Source organism: Clostridium sp. UBA3061, assembly GCF_002367465.1.
In the GTDB taxonomy this organism is placed as follows: domain Bacteria; phylum Bacillota; class Clostridia; order Clostridiales; family Clostridiaceae; genus Clostridium_J; species Clostridium_J sulfidigenes.
The window spans coordinates 247,608-266,002 of sequence record NZ_DFCF01000010.1 but is presented as its reverse complement, the minus strand read 5'-3'; the positions used below and the strand labels follow the sequence as shown (position 1 = coordinate 266,002).

Annotated in this window: 13 protein-coding genes; 5 read left to right on the top strand and 8 right to left on the bottom strand. The window is 30.9% G+C overall.

Features of this window, described 5'->3' with window-relative positions:
* Positions 1-166 precede the first annotated feature (166 nt).
* The 3 genes from B2P65_RS08805 to B2P65_RS08795 all read right to left on the bottom strand — a co-directional run bounded on the left by B2P65_RS08805 (position 167) and on the right by B2P65_RS08795 (position 4,074).
* Positions 167-1,918 carry an ATP-dependent metallopeptidase FtsH/Yme1/Tma family protein gene (locus B2P65_RS08805; RefSeq protein ID WP_346880107.1) on the bottom strand — a complete coding sequence of 584 codons (1,752 nt, stop codon included), beginning with the start codon at positions 1,916-1,918 and terminating at the stop codon, positions 167-169.
* A 336-nt stretch (positions 1,919-2,254) separates the two neighbouring features.
* On the bottom strand, positions 2,255-3,421 hold the full coding sequence (locus B2P65_RS08800) for an amidohydrolase (RefSeq protein ID WP_346846548.1): 1,167 nt from the start codon (positions 3,419-3,421) through the stop codon (positions 2,255-2,257).
* 38 nt (positions 3,422-3,459) lie between these two features.
* On the bottom strand, positions 3,460-4,074 hold the full coding sequence (locus tag B2P65_RS08795; RefSeq protein WP_346846549.1) for a 3'-5' exonuclease: 615 nt from the start codon (positions 4,072-4,074) through the stop codon (positions 3,460-3,462).
* A gap of 435 nt (positions 4,075-4,509) precedes the next feature.
* On the opposite strand from B2P65_RS08795, the gene B2P65_RS08790 reads away from it, so the two are divergent.
* Positions 4,510-6,402 (top strand): glutamine synthetase, encoded by a 1,893-nt coding sequence (locus B2P65_RS08790; RefSeq protein ID WP_346846550.1) that lies wholly within the window; start codon positions 4,510-4,512, stop codon positions 6,400-6,402.
* Positions 6,403-6,475: 73 nt separating this feature from the next.
* Here B2P65_RS08790 and B2P65_RS08785 read toward each other — a convergent pair whose 3' ends face one another.
* Together B2P65_RS08785 and B2P65_RS08780 are read right to left on the bottom strand one after the other, a co-directional pair.
* Positions 6,476-7,828, bottom strand: coding sequence for an NCS2 family permease (locus B2P65_RS08785; protein ID WP_346846551.1), 1,353 nt, complete (start codon positions 7,826-7,828; stop codon positions 6,476-6,478).
* Positions 7,829-7,905: 77 nt separating this feature from the next.
* Complete coding sequence (locus tag B2P65_RS08780) at positions 7,906-8,721, bottom strand: hypothetical protein (RefSeq protein WP_346846552.1); 816 nt, start codon at positions 8,719-8,721, stop codon at positions 7,906-7,908.
* A 188-nt stretch (positions 8,722-8,909) separates the two neighbouring features.
* On the opposite strand from B2P65_RS08780, the gene B2P65_RS08775 reads away from it, so the two are divergent.
* Both B2P65_RS08775 and B2P65_RS08770 read left to right on the top strand, forming a co-directional pair.
* Positions 8,910-9,347: a LysO family transporter gene (locus B2P65_RS08775; RefSeq protein ID WP_346846553.1), complete on the top strand. Its 438-nt coding sequence runs from the start codon at positions 8,910-8,912 to the stop codon at positions 9,345-9,347.
* A 1-nt stretch (position 9,348) separates the two neighbouring features.
* Complete coding sequence (locus B2P65_RS08770; RefSeq protein ID WP_035133637.1) at positions 9,349-9,948, top strand: lysine exporter LysO family protein; 600 nt, start codon at positions 9,349-9,351, stop codon at positions 9,946-9,948.
* Between the two features lie 145 nt (positions 9,949-10,093).
* Here the strand turns inward: B2P65_RS08770 and B2P65_RS08765 are convergent, their stop codons facing one another.
* Genes B2P65_RS08765 through nuoE form a run of 3 tightly spaced genes read right to left on the bottom strand, consistent with a single transcriptional unit; the run spans position 10,094 to position 14,240 of the window.
* Positions 10,094-11,827, bottom strand: a complete 1,734-nt coding sequence (locus tag B2P65_RS08765; protein WP_346879201.1) for an NADH-dependent [FeFe] hydrogenase, group A6 — start codon at positions 11,825-11,827, stop codon at positions 10,094-10,096.
* A gap of 22 nt (positions 11,828-11,849) precedes the next feature.
* Positions 11,850-13,745 carry an NADH-quinone oxidoreductase subunit NuoF gene (locus B2P65_RS08760; RefSeq protein ID WP_346846555.1) on the bottom strand — a complete coding sequence of 632 codons (1,896 nt, stop codon included), beginning with the start codon at positions 13,743-13,745 and terminating at the stop codon, positions 11,850-11,852.
* A gap of 18 nt (positions 13,746-13,763) precedes the next feature.
* The gene (gene nuoE / locus B2P65_RS08755) at positions 13,764-14,240 is read right to left on the bottom strand and encodes an NADH-quinone oxidoreductase subunit NuoE (RefSeq protein WP_035133630.1); all 477 of its coding nucleotides are present in this window, start codon (positions 14,238-14,240) and stop codon (positions 13,764-13,766) included.
* 412 nt (positions 14,241-14,652) lie between these two features.
* Here nuoE and B2P65_RS08750 point away from each other — a divergent pair, with 412 nt between their 5' ends.
* Positions 14,653-15,969 carry an amidohydrolase family protein gene (locus tag B2P65_RS08750; RefSeq protein ID WP_346880009.1) on the top strand — a complete coding sequence of 439 codons (1,317 nt, stop codon included), beginning with the start codon at positions 14,653-14,655 and terminating at the stop codon, positions 15,967-15,969.
* A 103-nt stretch (positions 15,970-16,072) separates the two neighbouring features.
* Positions 16,073-18,364 (top strand): xanthine dehydrogenase molybdenum-binding subunit XdhA, encoded by a 2,292-nt coding sequence (gene xdhA, locus B2P65_RS08745; RefSeq protein ID WP_035133731.1) that lies wholly within the window; start codon positions 16,073-16,075, stop codon positions 18,362-18,364.
* Positions 18,365-18,395 lie beyond the last annotated feature (31 nt).

Below are 18,395 nucleotides of genomic sequence, written 5' to 3'. Positions count from 1 at the left end.
AATATTACCTATATAAAATATAAAAGGTATGAAACCTAAAAAATTAAAATGGTTTCATGCCTTTTTATATATAAAAGTACAAGTATTCTAATGATACACCAATAATTAGCATTAAAATAAAAACCTAAGGAAATACCCCTAGGTTTCAAAGAATATTGTACGTAGATTAGCTTGTTTTACCATATATTACATTAAGAATGTCATCAGTATATAGAGTTTCTTTTAAAAGTAATTCTTCAGATAGCTTAACTAATAAATCTAAATTATTATTTAAGGTGTTTTTAACTTCTTCATACAATTCATCCAGTACAGATTTACACTCTTCTAGTACTACTGTAGTATAATAATCAGTAGGTATTCCTTGCATTTCTGAAAGTCTTAAAAGACCTAGAGATTTTCCCATACCATATTCACATACCATATTATTAACTATATTGGTAGTTTTCTTTAAATCATTGAAGGCTCCAGTAGTTATTTTTTCTTCGCCAAAGATAATTTCCTCCGCAGCTCTTCCACCCAATAAAACCATGATTTTTCTTTTTAAATAATCTAGATTATGGTAGGTATTATCTTCACCTATAGTTAAAGTGTATCCACCTGCACCCTTAGAGGTAGGGATTATAGTTATTTTAGAGATTTTTTCTTCTGGAACTTTTAAGTGGGAAATCAATGCATGTCCAACTTCATGATAAGCAGTAATTTTCATATCTTCTTCTTTAAGGGCTTCTTTATCTAATTTTTCATGACCAGCTACTACTATTGAAAAGGCTTTATCCATATGTTCACCAGTGATATATGGAGCATCTTCTTTGCATGCAATTATAGCAGCTTCATTCACTAAATTTTCTAATTTAGCACCAGAAAAATAGGCTGTATTATGTGCGATATCTCTTATGTTCATATCACTTACTGGTTTATTTTTAAAGTGAAGATTTAATATTTTTTCTCTTGCATTAATATCTGGAAGAGATACCTCTATATGCCTATCAAATCTACCAGGTCTTAAAAGAGCTTCATCTAATATATCAAGTCTATTAGTAGCTGCTATAACTACAATACCTTCACTTTCTTTAAATCCCGACATCTCAGTTAGAAGAGCATTTAAGGTTTGATCCTTTTCATCAGAATTACCAGATTTATTAGAACTACGTTGCTTACCTATAGCATCGATTTCATCAATAAAAATAACAGCTTTACCATGAGTCTTAGCTTTCTTGAATAAATTTCTAATTCTACTTGCACCTACTCCAACATACATCTGAACAAAGTCTGAACCAGATACAGCATAGAAAGGAACCTTAGCTTCACCAGCTATAGCTTTTGCTAATAGAGTCTTACCAGTTCCAGGATCTCCATAAAGAATTACACCTTTAGGCATTCTTGCGCCGTAAGAAGCATATTTTTCTGGATTTTTAAGAAAATCTACTATATCCTTTAAACTTTCTTTAGCCTCATCATTACCGGCTACAGAATTAAAGTTAAATTTATCCTTAGAAACACTTTGTCCATCAATTGCAGTAATAGAAGTCATTGTTCCACCAGAACTATTCCTTTTTATAGTCATAAATATAGTAGTTACAGCAGAAAGACTGAGGAATATAACTGCTATACGTTGATTTGTTGGTAAAGTGGAAGAACTTTCAACTGTAATACCTTCTTTTAAAAGAGTTTCTTTAAGAGTATTACTATTAGGATTATCTGTAGAATATTTTTTTCCAAATTTATCCATAACAGTAATTTTAGGTGTTTGAGACATGGATACCTTAGATATATTATTACTTTCTAAGTCCAGTAAAAAATCTGAATATGTTTTATAGGGGATTGTAGCTGCACCTATATTTAATAAAATTAAAGCTACAATTGATAATACTAAAATACTTAAAGGAATAATAATTAAATTCTTTTTAATGTTATCTATCAATAATCTTACCTCCTTAAAATTTGTATATATCTTTTTATAAAATAGAATTTAATATATACAATATAAAATGATTAAAGAATAAGGTTTTATCTATAAAAAGATTGTTTAATGCTGTAATTAGTATTATACAAAATTTAAAACTAAAGTCCACAAATTAACCTAAGATTTGTAAATGTAAGTTATGGTAGAATTGTAAAGATAAGTGGAATAATATGTAATAATAAGATATACCTAGTTACATATCAATGTAACTAGGTATATTCTAAATAAGGAATCCCCCTAATAATATTCTGTTATATTTTATTTATATACTTAAATTAATGATTAATTAAATTAAAGTTGATTTTTAACTACTTTACCATCAATCATTACAAGTTTAACAGTATTTCTAAGATCAAAAGGATGTCCATTATATATTATAATATCTGCATCTTTGCCTACTTCAATACTACCAACTCTATGATCAGCATTTATTGCACGAGCTGGATTTATGGTAATAGATCTTAAAGCCTCTTCTTCATCCATTCCTTCTCTAGCAGCAAGGGCAGCACATAGAGATATATATTGAAGTGGAATTACAGGGTGATCTGTCATAATGGAAACTTTTATTCCAGCTTTGTTTAAAATCATAGGAGTTTTAAATGTTAAATTTTTCAGTTCCACTTTACTTCTATCAGATAAGCTTGGACCTATAATTATAGATTTTATATGTTCATCTTTAAGGCTTTCGGTTATTAAATGTCCTTCAGTACAATGTTCCAAAGAAAGGTCTAAATCAAATTCTTTAGCTATTCTAATAGCAGTAAGAATATCATCAGCTCTATGAGCATGAGATTTCAATGGAATTTCCTTTCTAATGACCTTTGCTAAGGCTTCTAACTTCATGTCAAAGTCTGGAGCTTTAGCATTACCATTTTTGAAGGCTTCTTGTTTTTCTACATAATTTTTAGCTTTTATTAAATTTTCACGAAGGATAGCTGCAGTAGCCATTCTAGTACTTGGAGTAACTTTTTTACCACTATAAACTCGCTTAGGATTTTCTCCAAAGGCAGATTTCATAGCGGTACATTCATTAATAACCATATCATCTATAGTTTTCCCATAAGTTTTCATAGTTGCGAAGGTTCCACCTATTACATTAGCACTTCCAGGACCAGTTGCTACAGTTGTAATACCAGCCTCTAATGCTTCTTGAAAACATTTGTCCACAGGATTTATTGCATCTATAGCTCTAAGATGAGGCGTAACTGGATCAGTAGTTTCATTTCCATCACTACCTTCAAATCCTAATCCATCTTCCCACATTCCAATATGACAATGAGCATCAATAATACCTGGCATTAAAAAGCCATTTTTTCCATCGATAATTTCTATGTTTTCGGGAATTGCTATGTTTGAACCAAGGTTGCATATTTTGCCATTATCAATTAGTATAACACCATTTTTGATAATTTCATCTTCTGCCATAGTGTGGATAGTAACATTTTTAATAGCTATCATTTAAATCACTCCTAAAATAAAAGTTTTACTTCACAGTATTACTTAAATTGTAACATATTAGTAAAAAATTTTGGAGGAATTAATCCAGTTTTTATTCCTTGAATTACTAACATATAAGTACAAGTTGTATCAAATCTTGCATCATGATAGCCAGATGTCTTACCAAATAGAGAAGTACATTTATTTTGAAGAAAATCTTCCTTAAGGTTTAAAAAGTTTATCACTTCTCCAAGAGAAGGATTTTTTAATAAGCCTCTAGAATTAGTAGCTTTACATATTTCTTTATAATATGACATAGTACAAAATGAACCTTTAGGATTAAAAGGAATATCTAAAAATTCTAGTTCGCTTTTTAAAAATTTAATATCAAATTGAACATTGTGTCCAATAATTATATCACTATTGATAAAATCATCTATAAATTCCTCATAAGTATCTTCGAAATATTTTCCATTACTCAGTTCGTAGAGCTTTTCTAAAGAAAAGCCATGTATAGCTTCAGCACTTTCATTCATTTCTTCTACAGTGAAGAAATAATTTTTACCTACTGTTGTTTGAGGTTTTGTGCTAGTATCAACAGTAATATATGATAATTGACATATATTACCGGGTTTTATACTAGTAGTTTCAGTATCGAAAAATAATAATTTCATAAATGTATTCTCCTTAATTTCTAATATAAACTATATATTTACTAAATTTAGTCAACTTTAGCCAATAAATTAATAGTATAATTCTATTAAAGTTATGTCAATATACTGAATAATTTTAGAGTTCTATAATTTGTATAAATTGTATAATTAATAGAAAGAATAATTTGAATGAAAAGAAATATTATAAACATTAAAATATTTAGGTAAATTTTATATTGGGTTAATTATATATTTTACGTAAAGTGAAAAGGTTTAACTTACAATGTAAAGGATTATATATTAACAAAAAGTAAAAAATTAATATATTTTTAATAAAAGGTCGAAAAAAAACTATATATATTAACTTATTGTTAACAAAATTAATTATATTCAATGTTTTTATATTATGCTATAATGCAAATATTGAACACAATTATAAAAGGGGGCTTATATTATATGAGTTTATTATTTGTAATACCTACTAATAAACAAAATAAAGAGGAGTTACTAAAAATACTTCAGCAGCATAAGGAAATAAGATTTGTTTCTCTAGTTGGTATTGACTTTTTAGGTAATGATACAGACGAAAAAATTCCTGTTAAAAATTTCATAGAAGATATTGAGACATTTTTACATGGTACAGCTGTCCAGACTGATGGATCATCTGTAATATTACCGGGAATAGCTACCCTTAATAATGCAAAGGTAGATATGAAGGTTGATTTAACTTGTAATTGGTATGTAGATTATAATTATGATTATATAGATGAAGAAACAAATAAACCAGTAGGAACTATTAGAATGCCATGTCACTTATACCATGAAGATGTTGCCGTAGATTCTAGGTACATACTAAAAAATTCTGTAGATCACTTTAGAGCTTCTATGATGAAGTTATTTGAAGAAAATCCACAATTTTTAACTAACTTTGACATAAACTATGATGAAATAGAGGACGTAAGTATTACAGCAGCTACAGAATTAGAGTTTTGGGTAAATACTCCAAATGAATTAGCTGAAATAGAAGAATTATCCACTTCCCAAGTATTAAAGGAGCAGTACTGGAAGAGAACTAAGGGTCCTGTAAGAACAGCACTGGAAAAATCTTTAGATTTATTAGCTAAATATGGACTAGAACCAGAAATGGGTCATAAAGAAGTAGGGGGAGTTAAAGCTAAACTATCTGAGTCTGGAGTTCTAACTCACATAATGGAACAATTAGAAGTGGATTGGAAGTTTTCTACAGCCCTTCAAACTTGTGATAATGAACTTTTGGTAAGAGGTCTAATAAAAGAAACTTTTAGAAAAAATGGTCTTGAAGTTACATTCCAAGCTAAACCAATTGAAGAGGTAGCAGGAAATGGAGAACATTTACATGTAGGCGTTACTTTAAAGCTTAAAAATGGTAAGAAGATGAATTTATTCCACAGTTATGCTGAAAAAGACTTTTTAAGTGAAGTAGGATATGGAGCAATAATGGGAGTATTAAAGAATTATGAAGTAATAAACCCCTTTGTTTCTTCAAATTATGATGCATTACAAAGATTAAAACCAGGCTTTGAAGCACCAGTATGTATAGTAACTTCCTTAGGATTTACTAAAGATGTGCCTTCAAGAAATAGAACTATTCTTGTTGGACTAGTGAGAGATGCAATTAATCCAATGGCTACTAGGTTTGAGTTGAGATCACCAAATCCTAATACAAATATTTATTTAGTATTATCTTCAGTTATAATATCTATGGTAGATGGAATAAGCTATGTAGTTACAAATAATAAAAGTAGAGAAGAACTTTTAGCAGAACTTTCTAAAAAACCAGGTGAAAAAACTTCTTACCTAGAGGAAGGCAGATGTTATAGAAGTGAAGAAGATGTATTTGAATTCTATACAGAGGAAGAAAGAGAAGAGTATTTTGGTAAGGCTCCAAGTACTGTATATGAAAATTTATTAGCTTTTGATGATGAATCGAGAGTACATGTTTTAACTAAAGATGGAGTAATAACTAATAAAGTAATTAAAGGATATAAGGAAGCTGTACTTGAAAGATGGACTACTGAGTTAGAGCATAGAATTCTTCCAAACTATTCTAATGAAATTAGAAACATTAGAAGATCTAATGGCGATGATTTTATGGAGTATGATCTTGAAAAATGGAGTGAAATAAATAAGCTAAGAGAAAAACTTATGAAAGATAATTATGTAAGTAGAAGCTTATTTACTCAAATGAGAGAAGCAATTAATGATAAAAATTATAAGGAATTATCTGAGTTACAATTAATTGTAGATGAAGATATGAGAATCCTAAGAAGATTATATATGAATTATAGAAGAAATCTTATGGATATATAGATATAAACAAAAGGTAATCACTGAAAAATTTTCGGTGATTACCTTTTTAAATTAATGATAACTAAAACATAAATTACATAAATATAAGTTTTAGTATAAATATGATGGATAGAATATACATTACTATTGAGATTGGTTTTTTAGTTTCTTTCTTACCAAATATGTTATTTAATAAGTTTATTAATGTATATGAAAGAATTCCAAGGGTAAGACCATCACCGATACTATAACATAATGGCATTGCGGCTATAGTAATGAATGCAGGGAAGCCTTGAGTAAAATCGGTAAAGTCTATTTTCATAACACTTTCTAGCATCATAAAACCAATCCAAATTAAGCAAGGAGCTGTAGCACAACCTGGTATAGCTATAAATATTGGAGATAGAAACATTGCCAATAAGAATAAAATACCTGTAGTAACAGCTGTTAACCCAGTTCTTCCACCTTCACTAACTCCAGCTGCGCTTTCTACATAAGTAGTAACGGTTGAAACTCCAACTAAAGAACCAAAGGTGGTTCCTATAGCATCTACAAGTAGAGCTTTCTTTGCCATCGGCACATTACCATCTTTATCTAGCATATTGGCCTTAGAACATACTCCAACTAATGTACCAACAGTATCAAAGAAGTCTACGAATAAGAAAGTAAGACAAATTGTTATAAAATTAAGAATAGCTGAGCTATTAGTGAATACAGAGAAGTCAAGCTTGAAGGCAATTGATTTAATAGATTCATATTTGAATAATCCATTTGGAAGATATATGCCAGCGGCGGTAGCTCCTTCAGGATTTATAACTGCATATATCCAACCAATTATAGAACAAATCAGAATGGACCAAAGCATAGCTCCTTTGATATTTTTAGAGTTCAAAATAGCTATAATAAGAATGCCAATAACTGCGATTATAGCACCAGGAGCTACCATAGAACCTAGAGATACAAGGGTAGCTTCATTAGACACTACAATACCTGCACCTGTTAAACCTATAAAAGCAATAAAAAGTCCAATACCAGCGGTAACAGCGTACTTCATTGTAAGTGGGATACAATTAACTACAGCTTCACGCACTCTAGTTACAGAAAGAATAATGAAAATTATACCTTCTACAAAAACAGCAGTAAGTGCCACTTGCCATGGAACACCCATGGCACCGCATACTGTAAATGCGAAGAAGGCGTTAAGTCCCATACCAGATGCCAGTGCAAAAGGTGCATTAGCATATAGTCCCATGAGTATAGTAGTAAGTCCCGCAGCTAGACATGTAGCAGTTACAAGTGCTCCAGCAGTACCATCACCCATAGCTGTACTAAGGAAATTAGGATTTACAGCAATAATGTAAGCCATTGTTAGAAAAGTGGTAATTCCAGCAACAATTTCACGCTTTACGTTAGTTCCGTTTTCAGTAAGTTTAAAATACTTGTCCATATAAATCCCCCTAATATTAATAGATATAATTATTAATATTAGCATAATCTATAAATATTACCAAAACAAGATATTTATTACATATAAATTATAAAAGGTACAATTTCCAACACTTTCTTATCAGAAGGAAATTCATTATTATAGTCTAAATGAGAAACAAAGTCTTTATAGTTGCTATGAGATGTAATAAAATCCCATAATAATTTAGATACTAAAGGGTTACTATCAATAATATTATGATTTGACTGGGGATAGTCATAACTTGCTATTTCACCAACAATTGTACAAGGTCTACCAATATAACACTCTATGTCCATAGATGCATGTTTACTACAAACAGAAGTAATGACTAAAGAATCAGAATCAAAAGGAAGGGAGACAGGATATTTTAATACTTTATCTTCTGTTAAAGATTTTATATTTCTTTTTATCCAATTAATCATAGAGGTATTATCTATATCAGAAGTTATTTGTTGAAACTCAAGTAATTCTAATGTATTTCTTAAAAGTTCTAAAGTACTATCTGATTTTTCTATAGTACACTGTAATTCTACAATATCTCCAGGAGAAATTGTATTCAGGTCACTATATATTTTTAAAGATTTGATTGCATTGTTTCGATTTAATAAAGTTTCTAGATTTATAAATATATTAATAGATGAATTCTCTATTTCATCTATTGATTTTCTTTGAGTACTTTTAGATAAAGTTACTGTAGCTGAACCTTGAATAATTTTTCCACAAGTTAGTTCGGACAATGGTAGAGTAGCTTGAATTGTAGTTTCTTCTCTTTTTCCACTTATTTCAATGTTTTCATATCGATTTATAGCAATTTTATACATATCTCTAATAGTATCACCGTTAATATAGTAGGGCATAAAGATGTTCTTCATATTATAACTCCTTATTTATTAATTTTTAATATATTCCTATATATATTCAAGATTAAATATATTTATCATTATTATTACAAATAATTTCATGTATAAAGGTATAAAGTTAAATATAATAAAAATAATCTAAATATAATGTAACTGTTTCCAAATCTATGATATAATAACGTGGTAGAGGAGGGGGACATATGGAAATTTTAATTGCATTAATACTCGGTGCCATTGTAGGGTACTTTCTAAAATTAGGTGAGAAGGGGAAAATTATAAATGGTAAATTACAACAACTTGGTGTAATATTCTTATTATTTTCTATGGGAGCTTCTATAGGAGCTGATAAGGGCATAATAAAAAATCTTCCGACCATAGGGTTAAAGTCTTTTTTATTTGCAGTAGCTACAATAGGTGTAAGTATAGTACTTGTGTACATTTTATCAGAAAAGTTTATGCCTAAAGAAAATCAATTACCCAAGGAAGAATCAATCTTAAATGCGGAAATAATAGAAAATGAAAAAGTGGTTACTGAATTTCATAGTGAAATTTTAAATGCAGAGATTGTAGAAGATGAGAATGTTGTAATTGAAGAGTGTAGTGAGCTTTTAAATGAGGCATGTGGGGAGGACAAGTAATATGACGTACATAATAATAGTATCTATATTAGTTGGAATGGGTTGTGGTTATTTTGTGTTTCCACCAGAAATAATGAGTAGTATTGATAATCTTGCATCCATTTCATTATTTGTTTTAATCTTTTTAGTTGGTATAGATGTAGGTGGCAACAAGACCATATTTAAAGATCTAAAAAAGGCAGGATTTAAGGTTTTGTTAGTACCATTTGGAGGAATTGTAGGTAGTTTACTAGGAGGACTTTTAGTAGGATTCCTATTTAATATGGCTCTTAATGAGAGCTTAGCTATAGGTTCAGGATTTGGATGGTATAGCTTATCAGGAGTAATGCTTAAAGAAATGGGTGGAGATACTTTAGGAGCTATAGCATTTTTAACAAATGTATTCCGTGAGATGATAACAGTTATTTTAATTCCAATATTAGCTAAAAAGCTGAATGGCTACACAGCCATAGCACCTGCAGGAGCTACTTCTATGGATACAACATTACCACTTATAGCTAAAGCAACAAATCCAGAGATAGCTGTAATAGCATTTATAAATGGAGTTATATTAAGTTCTTTAGTTCCAGTATTTGTAACATTCTTTTATAACTTAGGATAATATTACTTTATATGTTTTTAATTTTTATAATTGTAAATAAGGAACTATATAAAAATGATGGTATAAATAAGTTATTTATACCATCATTTTTATGTTTATATTTATATTAGTTAGGGACTAATAACTAATAACTAAATTAAGGTGTTTATCTATTTATATAGTGAGTATGAAGTAAATGGTGAGATTTTTCTCCATTAGGTTTTCCAAGGAATTCATCATAAAGCTTTATTATCTCAGGGTTTTCATGAGATTTTCTTATAACCTTATTAGCATCCTCACTATAAAGAGCATTCATTCTTTTTTCTATTAATGAATATTGCTCATTAGAATATGGTTGACCACCACCGTTTATACATCCTCCTGGACATGCCATAACTTCAATGAAGTGATATTTTTTAGATGTATCTTCTATATTATCTAACAAATTCTTTGCATTTGCAAGTCCATTTACAATAGCTATATTAATTTTGTTACCATCAATAATTAATGAAGCTTCTTTGATTCCTTCAAGGCCTCTAACAGATTTAAAATCAAGTTCTTCTAAAGTGCTATTTGTAATCCATTCATAAGCAGTACGTAAAGCAGCCTCCATAACGCCACCACTAGTTCCGAAAATAACTCCAGCACCAGTAGATTCACCCATAATAGTATCAAAATCAGAGGAAGGTAGAGAAGCAAATTCTAATCCAGAGCGTTTAATCATTTTAGCTAATTCTCTTGTAGTTATAACTACATCGATATCTGGATTATTATTTTCATTGACAAATTCTTCTCTATTAGCTTCGGATTTTTTGGCAACACATGGCATTACAGATACAACATAAAGTTTTTCCGATGGTATACCCAGTTTTTCAGCAAGGTATGTTTTTGCAATAGCGCCCCACATTTGTTGAGGAGATTTGCATGTTGATGGAAGATTTAATAGGTTTCCATAATGTTTTTCTATGAAATTAATCCATCCAGGACAACAACTAGTAATCATAGGAAGATTTTCACCACTCTTATACCTTCCTAGAAATTCTGTAGCTTCTTCCATAATAGTTAAATCTGCAGCAAAATCAGTATCATAAACCTTATCAAAACCAAGTTCTCTTAGTGCTTCAACCATCTTGCCAGTAACAGCACCTTCTTTAATACCAAATTCTTCTCCAAGTGCTGCACGAACAGCCGGAGCAGTTTGAACTACTACCAATTTATCTTTATTTCCTATAGCGTTTAATACATCTATAGTATTATCTTTTTCCATTAATGCCCCAGTAGGACAAACATTTATACATTGACCACATAAAGTACAAGCGCTATTATTTAGCTCTTCAAAGAATGCAGTGCTTATAGTGGTATTAAAACCTCTATTTATTGGTCCAATTGCACCAACCTTTTGAACTTGGCTACAAACAGCTTCGCATCTTCTACATAAAATACATTTAGAAGTATCTCTTACTATAGATGGATTTTTAAGTTCTTTTACAGCTACAGATTTTGAACCAGTATATTTTAAATTAGTTACTCCATAAGTACTAGCAAGCTCTTGGAGTTCACAATTTAAATTTTTTTGACAGGTTAAGCAATCCATGGAATGGTCTGATAATAAAAGTTCAATTATAGTTTTTCTTGCTGCTATTACTCTTGGAGTACTAGTATTAACAACCATACCTGGAGCAACAGCTGTACAACAAGATGGTGCTAAATTTTTTCTTCCTTCCACTTCAACTACACAAACTCTACAAGAACCAGGTTTATTAGTTGTCTTTTTATCATGAAGATTTAGGTAGCAAAGGGTAGGAATTTTTATATTAAGCTTACGTGCAGCATCAAGAATTGTGGTTCCTTGCTCCACTGATATTTCTTTATTATTTATTTTAAGTGTAACTAAACTCAATACTTTCACCTCTTTTAAATTATTAAACTAGATCTATTGCATCAACTGGACAGCTAGATTTACATGCACCACATTTAATACATTTGCTATGGTCAATTACATGCTTAGTTTTAACTTTCCCTTCGATACAGCCAACTGGACATTGTCTTGCACATTTAGTACAGCCAATACATCTATCAGTAATAACAAATTTCATAAGGTCCTTACAAACTCCTGCTGGACAAATCTTATCTACAACGTGACTTCTATATTCATCATAGAAATATTTCATTGTACTAAGAATAGGGTTAGGAGAAGTTTGTCCTAAAGCACAAAGTGAAGTATCTTTTATAGTGTTACTAAGCTCTTGAAGCTTATCCAGATCACTTAAATCACCTTCGCCCTTTGATATTCTTTCAAGAATTTCAAGTAATCGAGTGTTACCAATCCTACAAGGTGTACATTTACCACAAGACTCCTCTTTTGTAAATTCTAAATAGAATTTAGCTATATCAACCATACAGTTATCTTCATCCATTACTATCATTCCACCAGATCCCATCATAGAACCGATAGCACTTAAAGAATCAAAGTCAATAGGAGTATCTAAAAATTCTTTAGGAATACATCCACCAGAAGGTCCTCCTGTTTGAACAGCTTTGAATTCTTTATCAAATTTAATTCCTCCACCTACTTCAAAAAGAATTTCTCTTAAAGTTGTTCCCATAGGCACTTCTACAAGACCAACGTTATTAATTTTACCAGCAAGAGCAAAAACCTTAGTACCAGCGGAAGATTTAGTGCCGATTGAACTAAACCAATCTGCACCATTATTAATAATAGCTGGAATATTCGCTAAAGTTTCAACGTTATTAACGCAAGTTGGCTTATTCCAAAGTCCAGATTCAGCAGGGAATGGTGGTTTATTTGTTGGTTCTCCACGGTTACCTTCTATTGAATGAATAAGAGCAGTTTCTTCACCACATACAAAGGCACCAGCTCCGTATTTAATTTCAATATCAAAATCAAAGCCTGAATTTAGTATATTTTCACCAAGGAGTCCATATTCTCTAGCTTGATTTATAGCAATTCTAAGTCTTTGAATTGCTAGTGGATACTCAGCTCTAATATATATATTACCTTTAGTAGCACCTATAGCATAACCAGCTATAGCCATAGCTTCAAGAACACTATTTGGATCTCCTTCTAAAATCGAACGATCCATGAATGCACCTGGATCACCTTCATCGGCATTACAAATAATATATTTTTGATCAGCATCATAGCCTTTTGCAAATTGCCACTTCTTTCCGGTAGGAAAGCCGCCGCCGCCTCTTCCTCTTAGTCCAGATTTCAATATAACATTTATTACGTCATCAGGAGTGCATTCTGTTAGACATTTTCCAAGAGCTAGATATCCCTTTTCAGCAATATATTCATCAATATTTTCAGGGTTTATTAATCCACAATTTCTTAGAGCTATTCTAACTTGCTTCTTATAGAAAGTCATTTCATCTTGAGTCTTAACTTTTTCTTTTATAGTTGGCTCTTCGTAAAGTAATCTTTGTACAACATTTCCATTAACAATATGTTCATTTATGATTTCTTCAGCATCCTCAGGAGTTACGTGAACATAAAACACATCATCTGGAGTAACTTTTACTATAGGACCTTTTTCACAGAAACCAAAACAACCAGTTATGGAAACGTATACTTCATCTTCCAAATCTAACTTACTAATTTCTTTTTCAAGGTTATCTTTAATTAAATCACTTTGTGCAGACTTACACCCAGTTCCTCCGCAAATAAGTATTTCTTTTTTATAGTTATTTTTTTCACAAACAAAGCCATCGATACCAGTTGCTTTTCTAATATCAAGGGATGATTTGTATTCCTGATAAATTTTGTTTAATTCTTCAAAGGAATTTATTTTATTCAACTTTGTTACCTCCTAATTCTACTCATATTCAGCTAATATACTTTTTACTTGGTCTGGAGTACAGTGACCGTAAACCTTATCATTTACAGTTAAAACAGGAGCTAGACCACAAGCACCAACACATCTTAAAGAACCTAGTGTAAATTTCATGTCTTCTGTAGTTTGTCCAGATTTAATACCTAGTTCTTTTTCAAATTCTTTAAGAACATCTCCAGCACCACGAACAAAACATGCAGTACCCATGCACACATTTATTACATTCTTACCACGAGGTTCAGTAGTGAAAAATGAGTAAAATGTTACAACACCATAAACTTTAGATATAGGTAAATTTAGTTTATCAGCGACGAAAGTTTGAACTTCCTTAGGTAGATATCCAAAGATATGCTGAGCTTTATGCAAAACCTCTATTAAAGCTCCATCTTTGACAGGTAAGGAATTAATAAAGTCTTCTAATTCCTTAAACATTTGATTTTTTTCTAAGTTACAACACACTTAAAAAATACCCCCTTACTAAATAAGTTTAACATTGAAAATATACAAAATATTTTCAATAATTCATCAAATCACTAACAGTATAATACTTTTTTAAAGATTTGTATAGTGGGATTTTAAAAAAATGTAATCTATTACAATAAATATTTATCCGATGACTACCAGCTATAATACTCCATCTTCTTCGAGGCGGTAGCAAAGAGCTGCTACGTCCCTGGATAACGAGTTCTAAGCTTCCGTGGGAGTGAATACTTCCTCTGAAGCTTAGAACTCTGTTTATCAAGAGCCATATTAGAGAATTTAATTTAATATTTCATATCAATAATTTCTATTAGTACAATAATATTTTATGGTAAATAAAAGAAAATAATGGTAAAATATTATCATAAAGTAAATATGTGGGGTTGATATTGTGAATTGTTATGATTTAGCCATAGTCAATGGAAATATATATGTGGAAGGGGAATTTATTAGAGTAAATTTGTACATTGATAATGGAATTATTAAAAACCTGTCAAAGGATATTTTCTTATCAAAAGATATTTATGATGCAAAAGGAAATTATGTATTACCAGGATTTATAGATCCTCATGTACATTTTCAGCTTAGGGTGGGTAATGAGGTTTCTGCTGATGATTTTTACAATGGTTCTATATTAGCTGCATATGGTGGAATTACTACATTTATAGATTTTTTAGATCCAGTAAAAAATATTGAAGAGTTAGAAAAAGCTTTTGTAGACAGAAAAAGAAAAGCAAAGGTTTCTGTTGTAGATTATGGATTTCATAGTACTATTGCAAATTTTCAGGATAATGAAGAACTATTTATTGAGGAGATTAAAAAGAGGGGGATTTGTAGCATAAAATTCTTTACTACTTATAGTTCCAGTAATAGAAAAACTGGATTAAGAACTATCAGCAATTTACTGAAAATTTCGAAAAGAATGAAGGTTATACTTATGTCTCATAGTGAAAATGAAGAGCTAATCAGAGAGGGAAAGTTTCCAGTAAGATCCCATGAAGAAAATAGACCCACATTATGTGAGACTACAGAAGTTTTAACTTTAGCTGAAATGACTAAGAATATGGATGGATATATGTATATTGTACACCTTAGTTCAGGAGAATCTTTAAGTCGAATTATGGACTTATATAAAAGTTTAATAAATAAAAATTTATTTATAGAAAGCTGCCCTCAATATTTTTATTTATCTAAAGATAATTATTTATTAAAGGATGGTTTTCTATATACCTTAACACCACCTCTTAGGTCTTTAGAAGAAATTGATGAATTAAGAAAAAATATAGATCATGTTAGTGTAATAGGTACTGATCATTGTCCATTTAAATCTAATGAAAAAGCAAGAGCAACTTTAGATTTAATTCCTATGGGAATAGGTGGAATAGAATATTCTTTTAATTTATTGTATACAATGTTTGGTGATAAAATAATTGATAAATTTACAAAGAATCCAGCAAAGATTCATGGTTTATATCCTAAAAAAGGAACGTTACTCCCAGGATCAGATGCTGATGTTGTAATATTTGACCCTTTAGATAGACATAAAATAAAATACTCTCATTCCAATTGTGACTACAATTTATATGAAGGACTAGATGTAAAAGGTAAAGTAATTACGACTATTTCAAGGGGAAGATTTATTATAAAGGATGGAAAATTGGTAGGTAATGAAAAAGGAAATTACGTAGGTAGAGAGTTAAAGTTATAAAAAACACTAAAAAGCTTGTATAGTTATATATTTTTGTGACTAATTAATCAGTAAGAATAAAGGGAGGTGCTTTAGTAGGATTATAATCTTGCTAAAGAGAATTATGAATTATAAGGTAATAGGTAGTAGTGTATCTAGATTAGATGGTGTGGCAAAGGTTACAGGGAAGGCTAAGTATGCTGATGACTATTTTGAAAGGGAAATGCTAATAGGAAAGGTGCTTAGAAGTCCTTATGCCCATGCAAAAATAAGAAGTATTGATGTTTCTAAAGCAAAAAATTTAGATGGTGTTGAAGCAGTAATTACTTATCAAGATTTACCAAAAATAAAATTTGCAACGGCTGGACATCCTTGGACCTTTGATGAAGCACATAGAGATGTAGAAGATAGATTAATCATTACTGATAAAGTTCGCTTTTGTGGAGAACCAGTGGCGGCAGTTGTGGCCATAGATGAAATAATAGCTCTAAAAGCTATAAAACTTATAGATGTAGAATATGAAGTGTTGCCATTTGTAATGGATCAGGAAGAAGCTATAAAAGAAGGTGCCCCAATAATACATGAAGAAAGACAAAATAATATTATTAGCTCTTTTGGCAATGAAGTAGGAGACGTAGAAATAGAGTTAAAAGAAGCTGACAAAGTATTTACAGGTAAATTTAATACTAGTACTGTACAACATTGTCATCTGGAAAATCATAGTGCGTATGCTTATATGGAGTCAGATGGAAGAATTGTAATAGTAACTTCTACTCAAATACCACATATTGTAAGAAGGATAGTAGGACAGGCACTAGGGATGCCATGGGGAAGAATAAGGGTTATAAAGCCATATATAGGTGGTGGATTTGGAAATAAGCAAGATGTTGTTATAGAGCCATTAACTGCAGCAATGACACTTGCGGTTAATGGAAGACCAGTTAGATATGCATTAACTAGAGAAGAATGTTTTATAGACACAAGGGTTCGTCATGCTATGCGATTTACATTTAAAACTGGAGTTACTAAGGAAGGTAAGTTACTAGCAATAGATATAAAGAACTTAGTAAATAATGGAGCATATGCATCTCATGGACATTCAGTGACCATGAGCTGTGGGAGTAAATTTAGACCATTATATAATTTTAATGCTATAAAATATGAGCCTAAAACTGTATATACTAATATGCCGGTAGCAGGAGCTATGAGAGGATATGGAGTTCCACAAATTTCATTTGCTCTAGAAAGTCATTTAGATGATATTGCTAGAGAACTAAATATAGATCCTGTGGAATTCAGATTGAAAAATTTGGTGAAGCAAAATCATGTAGATCCATCCTCCAAAAATGTGGTGCGCTCCATGGGACTATCACAGTGTCTTGAAAAGGGAATGGAATTAATAAATTGGAATGAAAAGAAAAAGCTATATAAAAATCAAATAGGTAGTTTAAGACATGGAGTGGGAATGGCTTGTTTTAGTTATTTTGCAGGTACCTATCCCGTAGCTCTAGAAGCAGCAGGTGCAAGGATTGTGATGAATCAAGATGGTTCAGTACAGTTGCAAATCGGGGCTACAGAAATTGGTCAAGGTAGTGATACTATATTTGCACAAATGACTTCAGAGGTTTTAGGAATTCCCATTGATATGGTTCATGTAATTTCAAATCAAGATACTGATATTACTCCATTTGATACAGGTGCTTATGCATCAAGACAAACTTTTGTTACAGGTGCTGCAGTTAAAAAAGCTGCTATGGAGGTAAAGAGTAAAGTTCTTCAGTTTGCTAGCAGAAAAAATGGCCTCAATCCAGAGGTAATGGATATAGTTGATTGTAATGTAGTTGAAAAAACAACGGGTATAGTTGTCTGTTCTCTTGAGCATATAGCGTTAGAATCATTTTATGATAGGATTTACAGTTCTCCTATAACTAGTGACACTTCTGTTAATATAAGGACTAATGTAGTTGCTTATGGAGCAACCTTTGCAGAGGTTGAAGTAGACATAAAAACTGGTCAAATAACCGTAGTAGAAATATATAATATTCATGATTCTGGAACTATAATTAACCCAATGCTAGCAGAAGGGCAAGTTCACGGTGGTGTAAGTATGGCACTAGGATATGCTTTATCAGAGCAAATGATATTTGATGAGAAGACTGGAAGAGCTCTTAATAACAATCTTTTAGACTATAAATTACAAACTATTTTAGACACGCCTAATATTGGTTCAGCATTTGTAGAAATTCCAGATGATGCAGGAAGTTTTGGACAAAAATCTCTAGGCGAAAATACAACACTTTCTCCAGCCCCAGCTATAAGAAATGCAGTTTTAGATGCAACTGGTGTTGCTTTTAATAGAATACCAATGAATCCACAAAGAGTATTTGAAAAGTTTAAGGAAGAGGGCTTAATATAGGATTTACCTTAAATTTAAGAGTGCAGATTGT

What these genes read in the sequence shown, in the direction of transcription:
- B2P65_RS08790 (WP_346846550.1), top strand. Translation starts at nt 4,510, where the DNA reads ATGAGTTTATTATTTGTAATACCTACTAATAAACAAAATAAAGAGGAG.
- B2P65_RS08785 (WP_346846551.1), bottom strand. Translation starts at nt 7,828, where the DNA reads ATGGACAAGTATTTTAAACTTACTGAAAACGGAACTAACGTAAAGCGT.
- B2P65_RS08775 (WP_346846553.1), top strand. Translation starts at nt 8,910, where the DNA reads ATGGAAATTTTAATTGCATTAATACTCGGTGCCATTGTAGGGTACTTT.
- B2P65_RS08780 (WP_346846552.1), bottom strand. Translation starts at nt 8,721, where the DNA reads ATGAAGAACATCTTTATGCCCTACTATATTAACGGTGATACTATTAGA.
- B2P65_RS08795 (WP_346846549.1), bottom strand. Translation starts at nt 4,074, where the DNA reads ATGAAATTATTATTTTTCGATACTGAAACTACTAGTATAAAACCCGGT.
- B2P65_RS08770 (WP_035133637.1), top strand. Translation starts at nt 9,349, where the DNA reads ATGACGTACATAATAATAGTATCTATATTAGTTGGAATGGGTTGTGGT.
- B2P65_RS08800 (WP_346846548.1), bottom strand. Translation starts at nt 3,421, where the DNA reads ATGATAGCTATTAAAAATGTTACTATCCACACTATGGCAGAAGATGAA.
- xdhA (WP_035133731.1), top strand. Translation starts at nt 16,073, where the DNA reads ATGAATTATAAGGTAATAGGTAGTAGTGTATCTAGATTAGATGGTGTG.